This is a genomic window from Azospirillum sp. SYSU D00513 (assembly GCF_017356015.1).
In the GTDB taxonomy this organism is placed as follows: domain Bacteria; phylum Pseudomonadota; class Alphaproteobacteria; order Azospirillales; family Azospirillaceae; genus Azospirillum.
Genome location: NZ_JAFIQV010000032.1, coordinates 1 through 15,551, shown reverse-complemented (window position 1 = coordinate 15,551; position 15,551 = coordinate 1). Strand labels below are relative to the sequence as shown.

16 protein-coding genes and 1 pseudogene are annotated in these 15,551 nt (G+C 65.2%); 3 read left to right on the top strand and 14 right to left on the bottom strand.

What is annotated here, in order from left to right; all coding sequences use genetic code 11:
- The first annotated feature begins 128 nt into the window (after positions 1-128).
- Complete coding sequence (locus JUB11_RS21885; protein ID WP_207460813.1) at positions 129-353, top strand: hypothetical protein; 225 nt, start codon at positions 129-131, stop codon at positions 351-353.
- Positions 354-362: 9 nt separating this feature from the next.
- Here the strand turns inward: JUB11_RS21885 and JUB11_RS21880 are convergent, their stop codons facing one another.
- The 10 genes from JUB11_RS21880 to JUB11_RS21835 form a co-directional block, all read right to left on the bottom strand.
- The gene (locus tag JUB11_RS21880) at positions 363-974 is read right to left on the bottom strand and encodes a chemotaxis protein CheX (RefSeq protein ID WP_207460812.1); all 612 of its coding nucleotides are present in this window, start codon (positions 972-974) and stop codon (positions 363-365) included.
- 17 nt (positions 975-991) lie between these two features.
- A complete protein-coding gene (locus tag JUB11_RS21875) occupies positions 992-2,182 on the bottom strand; it encodes a histidine kinase dimerization/phosphoacceptor domain -containing protein (RefSeq protein WP_207460811.1) in 1,191 nt (396 codons plus the stop codon).
- Positions 2,183-2,710: 528 nt separating this feature from the next.
- Positions 2,711-5,164 (bottom strand): EAL domain-containing protein, encoded by a 2,454-nt coding sequence (locus JUB11_RS21870; RefSeq protein ID WP_207460810.1) that lies wholly within the window; start codon positions 5,162-5,164, stop codon positions 2,711-2,713.
- Between the two features lie 219 nt (positions 5,165-5,383).
- Positions 5,384-5,653, bottom strand: a complete 270-nt coding sequence (locus JUB11_RS21865; protein WP_207460809.1) for a hypothetical protein — start codon at positions 5,651-5,653, stop codon at positions 5,384-5,386.
- A gap of 309 nt (positions 5,654-5,962) precedes the next feature.
- Positions 5,963-6,421, bottom strand: coding sequence for a PRC-barrel domain-containing protein (locus JUB11_RS21860; protein ID WP_207460808.1), 459 nt, complete (start codon positions 6,419-6,421; stop codon positions 5,963-5,965).
- A 150-nt stretch (positions 6,422-6,571) separates the two neighbouring features.
- On the bottom strand, positions 6,572-6,778 hold the full coding sequence (locus JUB11_RS21855) for a hypothetical protein (protein ID WP_207460806.1): 207 nt from the start codon (positions 6,776-6,778) through the stop codon (positions 6,572-6,574).
- Positions 6,779-6,913: 135 nt separating this feature from the next.
- Positions 6,914-7,126, bottom strand: a complete 213-nt coding sequence (locus tag JUB11_RS21850) for a helix-turn-helix domain-containing protein (protein WP_207460804.1) — start codon at positions 7,124-7,126, stop codon at positions 6,914-6,916.
- On the bottom strand, positions 7,116-7,364 hold the full coding sequence (locus tag JUB11_RS21845) for a hypothetical protein (protein ID WP_207460802.1): 249 nt from the start codon (positions 7,362-7,364) through the stop codon (positions 7,116-7,118). The genes JUB11_RS21850 and JUB11_RS21845 overlap by 11 nt, the downstream gene beginning before the upstream one ends.
- Before the next feature lie 280 nt (positions 7,365-7,644).
- The gene (locus JUB11_RS21840) at positions 7,645-7,827 is read right to left on the bottom strand and encodes a hypothetical protein (RefSeq protein ID WP_207460800.1); all 183 of its coding nucleotides are present in this window, start codon (positions 7,825-7,827) and stop codon (positions 7,645-7,647) included.
- Between the two features lie 410 nt (positions 7,828-8,237).
- On the bottom strand, positions 8,238-8,765 hold the full coding sequence (locus tag JUB11_RS21835) for a CYTH domain-containing protein (RefSeq protein WP_207460799.1): 528 nt from the start codon (positions 8,763-8,765) through the stop codon (positions 8,238-8,240).
- Between the two features lie 329 nt (positions 8,766-9,094).
- Here JUB11_RS21835 and JUB11_RS32885 point away from each other — a divergent pair, with 329 nt between their 5' ends.
- Together JUB11_RS32885 and JUB11_RS21825 are read left to right on the top strand one after the other, a co-directional pair.
- Positions 9,095-11,146 carry a HAMP domain-containing methyl-accepting chemotaxis protein gene (locus tag JUB11_RS32885; RefSeq protein WP_247887235.1) on the top strand — a complete coding sequence of 684 codons (2,052 nt, stop codon included), beginning with the start codon at positions 9,095-9,097 and terminating at the stop codon, positions 11,144-11,146.
- 189 nt (positions 11,147-11,335) lie between these two features.
- The gene (locus tag JUB11_RS21825) at positions 11,336-11,698 is read left to right on the top strand and encodes a hypothetical protein (RefSeq protein WP_207460798.1); all 363 of its coding nucleotides are present in this window, start codon (positions 11,336-11,338) and stop codon (positions 11,696-11,698) included.
- 360 nt (positions 11,699-12,058) lie between these two features.
- On the opposite strand, the gene JUB11_RS21820 is transcribed toward JUB11_RS21825, so the two are convergent.
- The 4 genes and pseudogenes from JUB11_RS21820 to JUB11_RS21805 all read right to left on the bottom strand — a co-directional run.
- Positions 12,059-12,679: a hypothetical protein gene (locus JUB11_RS21820; RefSeq protein WP_207460797.1), complete on the bottom strand. Its 621-nt coding sequence runs from the start codon at positions 12,677-12,679 to the stop codon at positions 12,059-12,061.
- Positions 12,669-13,106 carry a hypothetical protein gene (locus JUB11_RS21815; protein ID WP_207460796.1) on the bottom strand — a complete coding sequence of 146 codons (438 nt, stop codon included), beginning with the start codon at positions 13,104-13,106 and terminating at the stop codon, positions 12,669-12,671. The genes JUB11_RS21820 and JUB11_RS21815 overlap by 11 nt, the downstream gene beginning before the upstream one ends.
- Entirely contained in the window at positions 13,096-14,217 is a 1,122-nt protein-coding gene (locus tag JUB11_RS21810; RefSeq protein ID WP_207460795.1) for a hypothetical protein, read from the bottom strand. Before JUB11_RS21810 ends, JUB11_RS21815 begins: the two co-directional genes overlap by 11 nt.
- A gap of 476 nt (positions 14,218-14,693) precedes the next feature.
- Positions 14,694-15,434, bottom strand: a pseudogene (locus JUB11_RS21805) (IS1595 family transposase); the annotation flags it as partial.
- Positions 15,435-15,551: the final 117 nt, after the last annotated feature.

The window sequence follows — 15,551 nt, the reverse complement described above, 5'->3', positions numbered from 1 at the left end:
ATCCTCTTGCGCGGAAAAGCCTTTCCGAAAATTGCCACGGCCCTACCCCAAACTTGCAACAGGTGGCGCCGCCGATTCCGGTGTACGGCATTCGTCCTAAATCCCACGAATAGGCGAGAAGACCGAACATGGTTTCCATCAAGGAATTGGCCGACCCCAAGGGACATTACGCCGTGGTGATGCTCTGCCCGCGCGGGTCGGTGATCGCGACGCTTGCCGGGCCCATCAAGGGCAGCAAGGAAGCCTGGAAGATCGCGAAGGAAGAGCGCGACCGGATCGGCAAGGTCGGGCGCCGCAACGGCCGCGGCATCTCCCGCAGGCGCACCGATGCCCTGCCGGGGGCGGAGGCCTGAACGGGTGTCCTACAGGACGTTCCGGATGTAGCCGTTCACCATCGCCTTGAGCTGCTCGATCGAAAGATGGTCGATGGCCAGCGCGATGTAGCCGCGGATGGAGCGGCTCTTCACCGAGAAATCGACGTAGAGGAAGATCACCAGCCCCTCGGCCGCGCCGTCCGGGGCGAAGAGCTGGAAGGCGTCCCCGCGCGTGACGTAGGGGACCTTGATGTCCAGGTTCTCGCGCAACGTGTTGGCAACCACGGTGAGGCAGCCGTTCAGGATGACGTTGCCGACCTCCCTCAGGGCGTCCTGCTCCATCTCCTTCAGGGCGTCCTGCCCGACCGTATCGTCCAGCAGGCTGTGGGCCAGCTCCTGGCTGCTTTCCTCCGGGAAGATCAGCAGGGCGCGCCCGGAAAAGCTGCCCTCGAACTCCTGGCCGACGGCGACGAAGCTGTCGCGCCGGCCGGACGCCACCAGATGGGCGGCCTCGGACCGGCTGACGATGTCCACGCTCGGCACCGACAGGATCACCTGCTCGGACAGCATCCGGCTGAGGTTGGTGGCGGACCGGCTGACGCCGATGTTGACCAGCTCGGTCAGGGCGTCGCGTTCCAGGTCGGTTAGTCTGTTCGGCATGATCGGGTCCACCCTTCTCACACCGCGCCGGAAATGGGGAAGCGGACTTCCACCCGCGTGCCCCGCTCGATGGCCGGCCGGTCCAGCGTTCCGCCGACCTGCTGGGCCAGCCCCTCCAGCAGCATGCCGCCCATGCTGCCGGGCCGCGGCGGTCCCATGCCGACCCCGTCGTCGGCCACCGCCAGCAGCCCCTCCGCCAGATCCTGGTCGCAGCTCAGCTCGACCCACACCGTACCGCCGGTTCCGCCGGGGAAGGCGTATTTGGCGGCGTTCGTCATCAGTTCGTTGACGATCAGCCCCAGCGGCACCGCATGGTCCAGCGGCACCACCACCTTGTCCAGGGCGGTCTCCACCCGGAGCGACCCGTGCTGGAGGGCGAGGTTGCCCGCGAGCTGGCCCAGATAGGGCGCCAGGTCCACCGCCGTGTCCTGCTGCCGGGCGTTCAGCTGGTCGTGGGCCATGCCGATGGCGGTGACCCGGTCCATCAGCGCGCGCAGCCGCGCCTTCACGCCGCCGTCCGCGTGATGGCGCTGCTCCAGCAGCAGCATGGAGGAGATGACGGCAAGATGGTTCTTCATCCGGTGCTGCATCTCGCGCAGCCGCAGGTCCTTCACGCTCGCCGCGTCGGCGGCGGCGGCGGCCGCCGCCATCATGGCGCTGCGCGCCGCGTCGTGGTCGGCCGCCCGCTCGATCGCCACGCCCAGGATGTTCGCCATCGTCAGCAGGAAGCGCGCGTCGTGTTCGTCGAACCGGTCGGCGTCGGTGCTGTCCATCTCCAGCACCCCCCACACCACGCCGCCGCTGACGATCGGCGCGTTGACCAGCGACCGGATGCCGTGATCCCGCATGAAGTCGCTGTAGCGGAACTCCGCGCTGTTGGGCAGGTCGCCGATGAAGCTCGGCGTGCGCGTCTGGTAGGTCCGGCCCGGCGGCGAGGCGGCGTCGATGGAGAAGTGCGCCTGGCCGATGGCGCCCGGCTTCCAGCCCATGCCGGCCTCCAGCAGCAGGTCGCCGCGCGTGTCGTCGTGGCGCAGCACCTTGCTGTGCGAGATCCCGACCCCCCGCACCAGCCGCAGCGCCGTCAACGGCAGCAGCCGTTCGACCGGAATGTAGCTTGCCAGGAGGCGGCTGTAGTCCTGAAGGGTGCTCTGATAGTGCTGGAGTTTGGCGACCGTGGCCTCGAGCGCTTGGATCTCTGCCGACGTCATGCGGCCGTCTGCCTTTTCGGTGATGGCGGGGTAAGGGGTTGCCCGCGCGCAAGCGGCCAGCATGCCCCCTTTCGAACCGCCCCGCATTGACATGGATCAAGGCCGGGCGGGGATAAGTCACATGATCCGCCGGATGTCCGCAAGTGGTCGGAAGTTCGTATGAACCTCCGCCCAAGGCGCGCGCATCATTCCCGTGACAAAATTGGGGCGCGGGCAACGCTCCCCCGGCGGCACCGTTGTAGCGGGTGAGAGTTGGCTTTCCCCGGTCTCTCTCGACTGCACCACGGTGGCGAGGACCGCCGGCCGCCCCGGCGGCCCTCGCTCTCCGGGAATTCGGGCATCCGGCCCCCCGGTCATGCCCTGGTCCCACTCCTTTTCCCAAGCTGATTCGTTTTCGGGCCGCGCCATCTTCCTTGAAGGTGCAAATCCAGCAAGGAGGCCCGCGATGCAACGGATCGATGGACGGAACGGACGGGGACTCGGCTCCATGGACATCCTCATCCTCGCCGTCGGCGCGCTGGTCGCCGTCTACGCCCTGGCGAGCTGGCTGGGCTGACGGGAAAGCGGCTCGCCCGCCTTGCGGCCGTCCTGCCGGCGGGCGAGCCAGTCCCGGAGGTCGGCCGCCGGCATCGGCCGGGCGATGTGGTAGCCCTGGAGCATGTCGCAGCCCGCCTCCTCCAGGAAGGAGCGGTGTTCGGCCGTCTCCACCCCCTCGGCGACGACCGACAGCCGCAGCGACTGGGCGAGGCGGATGATCTGCCGGACGAGATCGGCGTCCCGGCTGCCCGGCCGCACGTCGGTCAGGAAGCTGCGGTCGATCTTGATGCTGTCGATGTCGATGCGCCGCAGATAGACGAGGCTGGAATAGCCGGTCCCGAAATCGTCCAGCGCGACCGTGACCCCCAGCGCCCGCAGCCGGTTCAGCGTCGCGGTCGCCCGCGCCGTGTCGGCGATGACGGCACTTTCCGTCACCTCGATCTCCAGCAGGGCGGGGTCGATGCCGTGCAGCTTGAGCGCGCGCTCCACCACCGCGCCCAGGTCGCCGCGGTTGATCTGGCCGGCGGCGACGTTGACGGCGACCCGCAGGGCGCCGAGGCTCTGCCCGTCCCAGCCGGCGATGAAGCGGCAGGCCTCGTTGATCACCCAGGCCCCGAGCGGCTCGATCAGCCCGATCTCCTCGGCCAGCGGGATGAACTCGCTGGGCGGAACCCAGCCGCGTTCGGGATGGTGCCAGCGCAGCAGCGCCTCGACCCCGCAGAGCTGCCCGGTCGCGGCGTAGATCTTCGGCTGGTAGACCAGCGTGAAATCAGCCTGGGCGACCGCCCGGCGCAACGCGCTCTCCAGCTCCAGCCGCCGCTCGGCGGCCTCCGTCATGGCCGGGCTGAAGAAGCGCAGGGCGTTCCGTCCGGCGGTCTTGGCCGCGTACATCGCCGTGTCCGCGTTCTTCAGCAGCGCCGGCATGTCCGCGCCGTCGTCGGGGAACATGGCGATGCCGATGGACACCCCGACATGCAGCTCCCGCCCCTCCAGGGAGAAGGGGGTGCGCAGCGCCGCCATGATGCGGTCGGCGGTGTGGGCGGCGTCCCGCGAATCCTCCAGCTCCTCGACCATCACCACGAACTCGTCGCCGCCCATCCGCGCCACGCTGTCGGACATCCGCACCGCCGCGCGCAGGCGCAAGGCCACGGCGGCCAGCAGCTGGTCCCCGGCCTGATGGCCGAGCGTATCGTTGACCGTCTTGAAATGGTCCAGGTCGAGGAACAGGAAGGCCAGCTTGCGGCCGTAGCGCCGCGCCGCCTGCACCGCCTGCTCCGCCCGGTCGGCGAGCAGGGCGCGGTTTGGCAGCCCGGTCACCCCGTCGCTGTAGGCCAGCTCCCGAACCTGCTGGTTGGACAGCTCCAGCGCCCGGGTCCGGTCCCGAACCCGCTCCTCCAGCACCCGCTCGTTTCCCCGAAGCAGGCCGTTGGCGCGGATCAGGGCGATCCGGGTGCGGTGCTGGCCGTTGCGCAGCAGGAACAGCCCGAAGGCGCACAGCAGGATGCCGGCCGACGCGGCGAGCGCCGAGCGCCGCAGGAACAGCGCGCGTTCCTCGGCGGCGGCGAAGACCTCCGCCTCGGTGAAGGAGACATTGGCGACGAGCGGAAATTTCGCGAGCCGCCGGTAGGCCAGGATCAGCCCCCGCGAATCGAGTGCCGCGGGCACCCGCAGCACGTCGGTCGCCGGGCGGGCCAGGTCGAAATAGGCCCGCTCCCCCGGCACCTCCTTCCCGATCAGGGCTCTCAGCGCGGCCCCCTCGGCGGGGCCGCTGTGCAGCATGCGGAAGACGCGGTCCATGCCGACGATGGACACGGCACCCTCCCGTCCGACCGGCAGGTCGGCGGCGAGGTCGGCGTATTTGAAGGGGTCGATCCCGATGCCCAGAACGCCGGCGAAGCGCCCGTCCGGCCCCTCGATGCGGCGGGTGAACAGCAGGACCCAGAGCTGCGAAACCCGTCCCAGCAGCGGTTTGCTGATGAACAGCGCGTCGGCGCCGTCCGCCGGCCGGTCGCGGTGCACCCGGAAATACTCACGGTCGCTGTAATCCGTCCCCTGCTGGTGCACGGCGGTCGAATCGACCAGACGGCCCTCCGCGTCCAGGATCATGAGGTTGATCAGGGCCGGGTCGTCGACATGGTAACGCAGGCCAGCCAGCCGCCCGCGAACAGGGCCGGGCTCCTCCATCATCTCCTGGCGGAGGTGCTTCAGCGCATGGTCGATCCGTTCGATCCGGTCCACCAGCCGGGCCTCGAAGGCGCGGGCGAGGTCGGCGGCCTGCTGGCGCGCCGCCGCTTCCGTGTTCGCGCGGTCGTGCGCGATCTGGGTCAGCGTGGCCGCCCACAGCAACACGAACATGATCAGGACCAGCCCGCCGATGGCGGCCTGCGTCCACCAGAAGGCCCTGCGCTCGCGCGGCTCGGCGTCGGGTTTGGACCACTCCGGCACTCTTCATCCCCCATGCATTCCGTCTTCACCGATACGTTGCGCCGGCCCGATCGGTTTACGCGAATACGTCAGTATGAGGACGAAGTTGAGAAACCGTGAAGGTTCCGGGCAAGGAAGGGGCCGCGCCGGATTGCTGGATGAATGATTGACGCGGCTTTCACGCGGCTGCCGGAAAGATTCCTCGCGGGCGGCGGAATTTTCGTTCCGCCGCCGTTTTCCTTACTTCTTTTTAAGCGCCTCCTTGGCCTCCTCCACCGCCTCGACGCACTCGTCGAACTCCGCCTCCTTCATTTCCCGCTCGGCTTCAGCCAGGGATTTCTGGAGTTTCTTCAGCAGCGGTTCGGCCGGGTTCTTGGCGATTTCCGCCCGGATCATCTCGACGCCGGCCTGGCAGGACTGGGCGTCGTCGGCCCGTGCGGGCGACGGGGCCAGGGCAAGCGCCGGCAGGGCGACGGCGAGGGCAAGGGACGCCAGAAGATGGCAACGCATGGTCTTCCTCCCAATTCGTGTTTCGGCCTTCGGCCGTTTCAGGAGGACCGCCAGCGCACCCCGGCCGGGCACCCACACCGGAAAGACCGTTCCGGAAAAGAACAGCTCTGAAAGAACACCAGGGCTCTCGCCCTGGCGTAGAGGTATGGGATGGTAAGCGTGCCCGGCCGCGTACAGCGCCGCGGCCCGAACGGGGCCTGCACCGGGGGGCGGGGCAGGCCCGCCGGGCGGGGAACCCCGCCCGGCGGGATCCTGTCTACCAGCCCAACCTGACCGCAGCCTGACACGAGCGTGGCCGCAAGCGGCCGCTCACTTCGGAAGGGACGTCTCGGGTGCCGCTTCCGGGGCCATGTCGCGGTTCAGCGACACCAGCGCGTCGTCATACTGGTAGTTGGGCAGGGCGCGCACCTGCGCGGCGGTCAGGTCGGTCAGGGTGATGGCGGTCTCGCCCGCCTCGAACCGGATTCGGGCCGGCGCCACGGCGATGGCCTGCGGCTCCTCGTCCGCCCCCACCGGCTTGGCGACGACGATCTCCAGCGGGTCGTCGCAGGCGTCGAGGACCACGTCCTCCACCTTGCCGACCGTCTCGCCGTCCTTGCTCACCACCGCTCGGTCGATCAGGTCGTCCAGGTCGGAGACGACGGCGTTGCCGACCTTCGGCGGCTCGTCGGCCCGTGCGCAGCCCGCTTCGCCCGCGAGGGCGGGTGCGGCCATCGACGCCGCGAGCAGGACCAGACCCGACAGGGACCCGAGGAAACGCTTCGACACGGCTGCTCTCCTTAGTTTCAAGCAGATTGTTTCAAGCACGCTGCCTATGGAGAGGAAATGGTTTGGCTGTGTTAGGGTTGCCACAGAATTTGGCCGAATCCCTGCTTTGTCACACGCGCATGGGTTAGCCGGGATTCGCTTCTGGCGCTTCTACACCAGCCAGCGCAGCCGGCTCTGCACCCGGCCGCCGGTGTCCGTCAGCTTCCAGCCGCGCGGTCGGCTGCTTTGCTTCACCAGCCCCATGGCGAGGCAACCCAGCACGACCAGCGCCGGCGCTCCCGGACTCAACTCCCGCGTCACGGGGTCGGCCGTGCGGAGCCACGACTTCTGTTCCTCGGTCAGCTCGACGACCTGCATGCCCACACCTCGAAGCCCGGCTGGAGGTCCATCACCAAGGGCCATCCCTATGGATGCCGGGCTTTAGGAACAGGAACGGCCGGGGTGAGTTCCAGGGTATGAAAGGCGCGCCGCGTGAAAGGGAAAATCCCCCGTTCAAAGCCCCGGCCGGCGCGCCGGCAACGCCCGCACATCGAGGCCGGCGTCCAGGAAGGTGCGCAGCAGCCGGCGGGCAACCGAGCGGTCCGCGGATGCGTCCTTCGCCAGGAAGGCGGCCAGTTCCGTCAGGCGCAGGCCCGCCCGGTCGGCGAGCTGCACCTGCGACCAGCCCAGCCTCTTGCGCGCCGCGTAGCACTGTTCAGGAGTCATGGCGTTCCCGGACCCTGGCGTACCGCAACGCCCGCGGCCTTAAAGGCGCCGGTCCGCGCAGCTCCCGCAGGGCCTCGCCCCCGGCGGCGGTGAGCTTCCACAGCTCGCCCGGCCGGTCGCCCGGTCGGATCAGCCCGTGCCGCAGGCACAGCTCCACCACCTCGCCGTCCGGACTCGTCTTCAGGTCCCAGCGGTCGGGGTGCGCCGTCGCCAGCCACAGTCTTTGATCGTTGGTCAAATACCGCCCCATCACCGCACCCGCTCGTCATCCAACCACTTGTTCGGAGCAGCGCCCTTCTTGGATCAGTCCGGGTGGCGAAAATCGCGCAGACCGATCCGTGATCGTCCCGCAGGTTGCGTCATACGCGGGGATGCCGCCACTGTCCTTTGGCGACAATTTGCTGCAATCCGGAAAAGAAAAACGCCCGGCTCTCAGGGGAGAGCCGGGCGTCGATCATGGGGATGCTCTTGGGGATGTCAGGCGCGCTCCGGTGTCGGCCGGGCGCCGCCGCTCCGCCTTAGGCGAGCACCGCGCGCACGTCGCCGAGCAGTTCGGCGGTGGTCGGCGCCGCCGCCGTGCCGCCGACCGCCTCGATGTGGCGCGACAGATGCTCCTCGACCCGGCGCAGAAGAGAGAGCGTCTCCTCCGAGGCGGAGTGACGTCCGACGATTTCCTTCTCCGCGACCATCATGCTGCTCATGTCCTGTCCCCTTCCGTGCCATGCCGCGCAAGGATGAAAACCCGATGACTATCCCGCGGATCGTCCCGCCCGGCTCGTGCGAGTGATACCAAGATCGGCCATTGTGGTTAACAGTCTATTACCGTGTCGTACATCAAAAGGGGTGGATGGAAGGGGCGAGCTGTCCGGTCATCGGCCGGCGGCGTTCAAGGCGCGGATCCAGAGCGGCGTCGGAGACAGGGATCGCGATAAGCCGGTGGCGGTCCACCGGTGCCCGTCCGTGGCGAGGGGCCTTCTTGCATCCGGGGCCGCCGCCCCCATATCGGCCGGCGTTGGTCGGCCAGACCATCAGACAACCCGCCTCGCCCGCCCGGCCCCGCCGTGGCGGGCTTTTTTTCGCCGCCGGCCCCCCTTCGCCCCTTACGCCGCCCTTACGCCGCGCGGAGCCCCGCGTCCGGCGCGTCCGTGCGGCCGGCAGGGAAGGGAACCAAGCCGTCCCAGCTCCCGTAGGGCTGTTTGGCGAGCATGGAGTTGCCGTAACGGCGGTCGCCGGTGATTTCGTCCGACACCCAGTCCGGCAGCTCGACCGGCTCCTGCGGGTGGTCGAGTTCGACCTCCGCGATGACGAGGCCTTCGTTGGCCCCGGTGAAGAAGTCCACCTCCCAGAGATGGTCGCCGACCGTCACATGGTGGCGGGTCTTCTCCACGATGCCGCCGACGCAGCGGGTTTTCAGAAGCGTGGCGGCGTTCCAGAAGGAAATGGGCGTGTTCCGCTCTTCCCGCACGCCCGGACCGACCCAGCGCTTGATGGTCATGACGGCGTCCTGCCCCGTGATGCGGATGCGGACATTGCCGCCGGAGCGGAGCGGTATGTAACCCTGCACGATGCTGACGGAATCGGATGTCCAGATCGCGTGGCCTTCACGGACCAGGAAGCGGCGCTCGATTTCCAGAGCCATCGGACGTACCGGCTGTTGGTGATGGCGGGACTGTTAACACAGCTTCAACCTTTCCGTCACGCGCAAGACATAGGCCCCGGGTGATAGCAGGCTTGCTTGGCCGTAAGACCTGCACGGCATGAGGCGTGGTGGCCCGGCGCATGCCCCTGCGTGCCGCCGCCCCCTCCCGAGCGGCGCCGACAGGAGCGCGTTGCACCCTCCGGTATAGGAAATCCCCTTCAAAGGCCTGTTTCCGTAACCTTCGGTTAAAGGTTCGACGCATACAGGAATAGGCAGTCTCGGGGCGATCAGGCCCCTTTCGGGCCGGAACCATCAAAATCGGGGGGAAAATGTCAGTCGTGGAGCGTGGGCGGCGCGGTGCGGGTGTTTTCGCGAATCTGAAGACGCGGACGAAGATCTATGTGGGGTTCGCCAGCGTGCTCGCCCTGCTGGTGGGCATGGGGGTGTCGTCCTGGCTGTCCGCGAACCGGGGGGAGGCCGACCTCCGCCGCTTTTCCGTGCAGTCCGGCATCGCCATCAACAGCGCGGAGGCCGACGCGAGCCTGATGGAGGCGCGCATCGCCGTGCGGCGCTACATGGAGGACGCCTCGGCCGAACAGGTCGCCGACTTCAAGGCGCACTGGTCCGCGTCCACGGAGAAGCTGGCCGCCGCCAAGGCCGGGATGCAGACGCCTGAGAACCTGAAGCGGGTGGAGGAGATTTCCGCCCTCAAGTCCCGCTACGAGGCCGAGTTCGGCGCGGTGATCGAGAAGACCGGCCAGCGCGACCGCCTGAACGAGGAGGTCCTGAACCAGCTCGGTCTCGAGCTTCGCGCGGTCCTGAAGGAGATGCGCGTCGCCGAATACAACGCCAGCAACGTGGTGACGCTCGCCGCCGCGGCGGAAGCGACGGAGAGCTTCCTTCTAGCCCGATTCACCGCGGCGCGTTTCTTCGCCGCCAAGGATAAGGAGGACGTCGCCCGCGTCTTCCAGGAGATCGACGCGACGGAGAAGGCCCTGACCGTCGTGGACCGTGGCAACCTGAACTTCGACACCGCGCAGAACGAGCGCGTCGCGCTGGCCAAATCCATGCTGGCCTCCTACCGCGCCGGGTTCGAGCAGCTCGCGGCGGTGACGCTGGACATCGAGGAGACGGTCGAGGGATCGATGACCTCCACCATGGGCGCGATCCGCGCGCTCTCGTCGGAGATCCGCGACACGGCGGGCCGGATGCAGCGGAGTGTGGCCGATGCCGCCGCCACCGAGGCCGCCGGCACCAAGACGCTGGCGCTCCTGCTCTCCGCCCTGGCTGGCGGGCTGGGCGTCATTCTCGCCTGGCTGATCGGCCGCAGCATCGCCGTGCCGGTGGTGTCCATGACGGCGGCCATGCGCCGTCTGGCGGGCGGCGACACGGCGGCGGAGATCCCGGCGGCCGGGCGCCGCGACGAAATCGGCGAGATGGCCGAGGCCGTCCAGGTGTTCCGCGACAGCATGATCCGCACCCGCGCGATGGAGGAAGAAGCCAAGGCCGCCGAGGCCCGCGCCGAGGCGCAGCGCAAGGCGGAACTGAACCGGCTGGCCTCCGCCTTCGAGCACAGCGTCCAGGGGATCGTGGAGACGGTCGCCGCCTCGGCCACGCAGATGCAGGGTGCGGCGACGGCCCTGTCCTCCACCGCTGCCCAGGCGAGCAGCCAGGCGACCGCCGTTGCCGCCGCGTCCGAACAATCCTCGGCCAACGTGCAGACGGTGGCCGCCGCGACCGAGGAGCTGGCCGCCTCCATCCTGGAAATCGGCCGTCAGGTCTCCACCCAGACCCGCATCAGCGGGGAGGCCGTGCGGGAGGCCGAGCGCACGACCGGCACCATGCGCGCGCTGGTGGACGCCGCGAACCAGATCGGGGCGGTGGTCGATCTGATCAACAGCATCGCGGGCCAGACCAACCTTCTGGCGCTGAACGCCACCATCGAGGCGGCCCGGGCCGGTGAGGCCGGCAAGGGCTTCGCCGTCGTTGCCAGCGAGGTGAAGAGCCTCGCCACCCAGACCGCCAAGGCCACGGAGGAGATCCAGTCCAAGGTGAAGGAGATCCAGGGGGCGACCGGCGGCGCCCGCGACGCCATCGTCGGCATCGGCCGGACCATCGCCGACATGAACGAGATCGCCACCGCCATCGCCGCCGCCATCGAGGAACAGAACGCCGCGACCGGCGAGATCTCCGGCAACGTCGCCCAGGCCGCGCGCGGGACGGAGGAGGTCAACCTCAACATCACCGGCGTGACCCAGGCGGCCACCGAAACCGGCACGGCCGCGGACGACGTGCTCGGCACCGCCAACAGCCTGGCGGTGGAAGCCGAGCGGCTGAAGGCCGAGGTGACCAACTTCATCGCCACCGTCCGCGCCGCCTGACCGGCGCAGGACGGACCGGACGGACGGGAAGGGCGCCCCACGCGGCGCCCTTTTCGCGACTCCAGGCACCCGTGGCGTCCCTTGTCCCGCTCCCGCGCGCCCGCACAAATGGCCGCCATGACGGAACAAGGTCGGCGTTACCCGTGACCTCCCGGCCCCGCGCGCTGTTCAATCCTTATGCCTTCGACCTTGCCAAGCCCCGCGCCGCTGATCGCCCCGATCCTCCGCCTCCTCGGCGCCGTCCGCCGCACGCTGCCGGGTCTCGGGACCGAACGCCGCGAACCCGACACCGAGCACGCGCCGCTGCTCTTCGACCCGACCCAGCCGGAATCGCTGGGCGCCGCCCGCCAGCGTCTCCAGACCATGACCGTCGGTGAGATGAAGGCCCTTTATCTCGCCGACGGCCCCGGCGAACCCATTCCCCGTTTTGACACCCTCACCGAAGGCCCGCCGGACCCCCGCCTCGCCCTGCGCATCCTGATCCGCCAGGAACTCCGCCGCCGCGGCCTGGACGCCAACGCCACCCTGGACCGGGACCCGCCCGTGGAGTGATGGGGGAAGAGTGCTTTGCCGGCCCTGCAGGGCACCGGATAGCCGGGGCAGGAACGGTGACGATCGCTCTCTTCCGGCGCGCCATCACCGAAGCGCCACGCCCCAAAACCAGCCCGTCCCAAAGCTCCCGAACAAAAACCTCTCCCCTCCGGGGAGAGGGGAGGGTGAGGGGGCTCTGCAAAGCGACAGCGAAGCGGTATTCGGTAGCAAACACACCCAGGGCGGAGAGGGGGTGGCGTTCGGGTGGGCGCGGGCGCGCGGTGGAGGCCGGTGAAGGCGGAGGGGTGAACAAGCCTATACGCGGAAATAAGTTAGGCGCGCTTCGCAGAATGAATAGCTTTGGAGAATCAGGGTGGTATCCTAGGCCAGTGGCCTAAAGTAAAGAGGCACAGGTATGTGCCTTACTTTCATAGGAATTCCGGTGGCCTCCTGCACGCCTTCAGTAAAAAAGCACATTCTATTAAGTGAACATTGCGAGGACGTGAGCCCTTTTTGCTTCTTTGTGATGTGCGCAGCCCACCTTGTCATCATTTGATCGGCGCGATCTTTGAAGGTGTAAATCAAAAGGCCGCCGCCATCCTGGTTCGGAAGGCCGCTTGCATAGCGCGTTACAAGCTGGTTGTAACCTTCAAAAAGCCAGTCATAAGATCCCTTATGTATTTTCGCTTCGCCAAGCCACAGATAGCCGCGAGCATCTTTTACTGTTATATCACAATGTCCATTGACCGCTGTGTCAAATGTCGCGTCAAAACCCATATGACTTAAAGCGGTTGTGATATGGAACGTTAGCTGATTTTCGTTTTGCCCTTTTAGGACATGGCGCCCTTCACACAACTTTGCCACAGCGCTGTCCAATGCTAAATGCAAAGCCTCCAAGAAGTCATGATAATTCTTGGCGAGCTTAGACTCTAGAAACGCCGTTTGGGAGCGTGGCGAAAACCCAGAATCAATGAACTCTTTCATAGTTAGCTTATCGAGCATGAACTTTCTTCTTCATATCTTTAAGCTTCTCTGAGGCGCAGAAATATATCAACAAATCTTCTTCATAATCCTCAACTAGATCTCCAGTTTTTGGATGAACAAGGCGCCCGTCCTTCTGTGCGGCTAGAACCTCATCGTTATCAACATCGTATTCTTCGTTGGAGTTTTTGTCATAAAACTTGAAGAAAATGTCCAAAAGATTAAGCCATGAGCCCGACAATATCTGCATGGCTCTGATAAATTCTATTCGGCCGTGTTTTTGACCCATAGCTGCGTACAGCGAGCCGTAGGACAGCATTTCCAGGCGCTCTGCTGGTGTAGTCAATAAATACTTTGTAGCGCTTAGGCATATCTCAGCCTCAGCGCCGCTCCCCAAGCGGCGCTCCAGTTCAGCAGCTAATTGCTGTGTATACTCGTTAAGTTCCATCGTTTGGAGCAAGGTTGCTAAGGAGGCGGAACGTAACCATACCATAATCGGCGGCACCCCACGAGCGACGAATTAGTGCATCATGTAGTTCAGGTTCGGTATGATCAATCAGCCGAAAGTGTCCCTGAATTTTGAGTTCGGGGTATGATGAAAAATCTGAGTTAATCTCATACTCCCAAAAAACGGTAATAAGGTGCGCTCGAATGTCGCCTTCAAGGGCGCCGACACCGGCTTCATGAAACCGCTCCTTTCTCAGGCATGTCTGAGACTTTCGCATTGTCTCATGTTTATGCGAGCCCGTGCCGGCCATAAAAGCCATTTCGGTAACTCGGCAATCCTCATCATTTATGTAAATGTTTTGAATGGCAGGGAAAAGGTTGACCGCTTTGTTTAGGACATTCAGTCCGACTGCTTCATTGAAATTTATCCTAAGTATTTCATGTGCAGCCATGGAGGTTTCGACTATTGGGCATGCATTTGCATCAACTCTAATTTCAATCGGACCCCCGTCATTAGGGATCCAAATTACATCAACAGCCTGTTTTTTGGAAACCTTCACTCCAATGACTTCGTCATACTTTTTGAAAGCTTCAGATATCCTTTCTTCCATTTCGTATGTGTTGATCTTTTCTCTAACGAAATGAACGCGGTTGGAGCAGTAATAGAGAGTTATTCCTAGAGGCGACCTTTCAACGGCGGACAGAACGGGATTGTTTGGCGCAATATTCGACAACTCAGACTCAGTGAGCATGTATGGGAAGCTTGCCGAAAACGGGCCTACTTCAGCTCGTGCGCTGTCAGCGTATGCTTTGATCTGGGGCCAAGAGGCGTCTCCAATGTCGTAGAAGCGAACGTATTTATCGCCATACGCCAAGTTCTCTTTGTAGCGTACAAAGAGCCTCCGGAGGTCCGCCTGCCCTATGGCGCCATTGGCAATCATCTCACGAAGCTTAAATATTGTGCCCTTCGCTCCACGTCCGAGACGCAGACCATGGTAACGAAGGATGTTGCTAGCGACAGGCCAATCCGTACGCTCGACGAGACTGCGGAGCAGCTTTGCGCCATCGATAGCGGGGGCGGACGTCGGACCAGGGGTTGCGCTTGCATTCATCGGTATGTCTTACAAACTAATTTCGACCAGCCACACTGGCCGAAGCCATTCAAGAAACGCAAGACAATCGTTAGATACGTGAAAGGGTTCCCTTTTACTCAGTACTTTTGAAGCAGGGGATCATTCGTATGCGTGTTCTGGTAGGAGATGAAAAATTCTGCGTGTTGTTTGATTAACTCCGATTGCCTTCGTTACGTCTGTGATGCAGCGTTTTGCCCGCAATTATAAGAATTGTAGATCCTACACTCTGGACCGGTTGCGATGCATATTTCGTTATAGAGGAAAATTTGCTGCCATCAGGGTGCCTGTACACCGAGCAGTCCGATTTTGGGGGCGACTCGGGGGGCGATCACACAGCCCTATGGCGCTGCCAGTACCCGGTGAAGTCCACCGATTGGCGGAGCGTGGCAGCCCGGCCCGCCCACGAGTCGGAGGAGCATGCCGTCCGACTCGTGGCGGTCGGGCGTCGGCATTGATTAGGCAGCCTTGCTGCGCTGCCAGTAGCCGGACCAATCCACGGACGGCGGCAGCGCGGCGGCGCGGAAGCCCATAGCGCGGAACTGGTCGCCGTTGCTGTCGCGGCGGTGATCCTCGCGCCATGCCATCTCAGCGGCGTAGCGGGTCAGGTACTTGCCGCTGATGCGGTGATGCTGGCCCCACTCGGCGCGGCGCAGACGGGCGAAGTAGCTTTCCGCCTGATTGGTGCAGGCCTCATCCGAGCTGTAGGCCTGTTGGTGGTTGATGCGCTTCATGTTGAAGCGGGCAAGGCTGTTCCAGCCAGCGGCTTCGTCGGCGTGCAGGGTCGAGGCGTGATCCACACGGCCCTTGATGAAGGCGGCGCCTTCCTCTTCCGACTTGAGGACCATGGTGAGGGTTTTGCCGCCGCGCTCGCGGGCGACGACGACGACCTGGCGCTTGCTGGTCTGGTTCTCGGCAAGGCGGCGGTCCTTGCGGTCCTTCTTCTCGTTCTCGGGCCGGACGTGGCCGCCGACATAGCAACCATCCACTTCCACGTCGGCGCCTTCCCCGCCCAGCACCACGCCCCGCATTTCGGCGGCCATGGCTTCGCACAGCTTGTGGGCCAGGACGTAGGCCGTCTTGTACTGCACGTTCAGGTCCCGCCCGAGCTGTAGGGCGCTGATCCCCTTCACGGCGTTGACGAAGATCACGATGGCGATCAGGTAGTCGCGGATCGGCAGCTTGCGCCACGCGAACAGCTACCGAATACCGCGAGTCTACCAGTGGGGAGATACCGTGATGCGGATCAAGCAGGAATAAGGTTGGGTGCCAGGGCGGTCGTCCCGCGTCAAGGCTGGCGCTGGCGCGCCACCGCC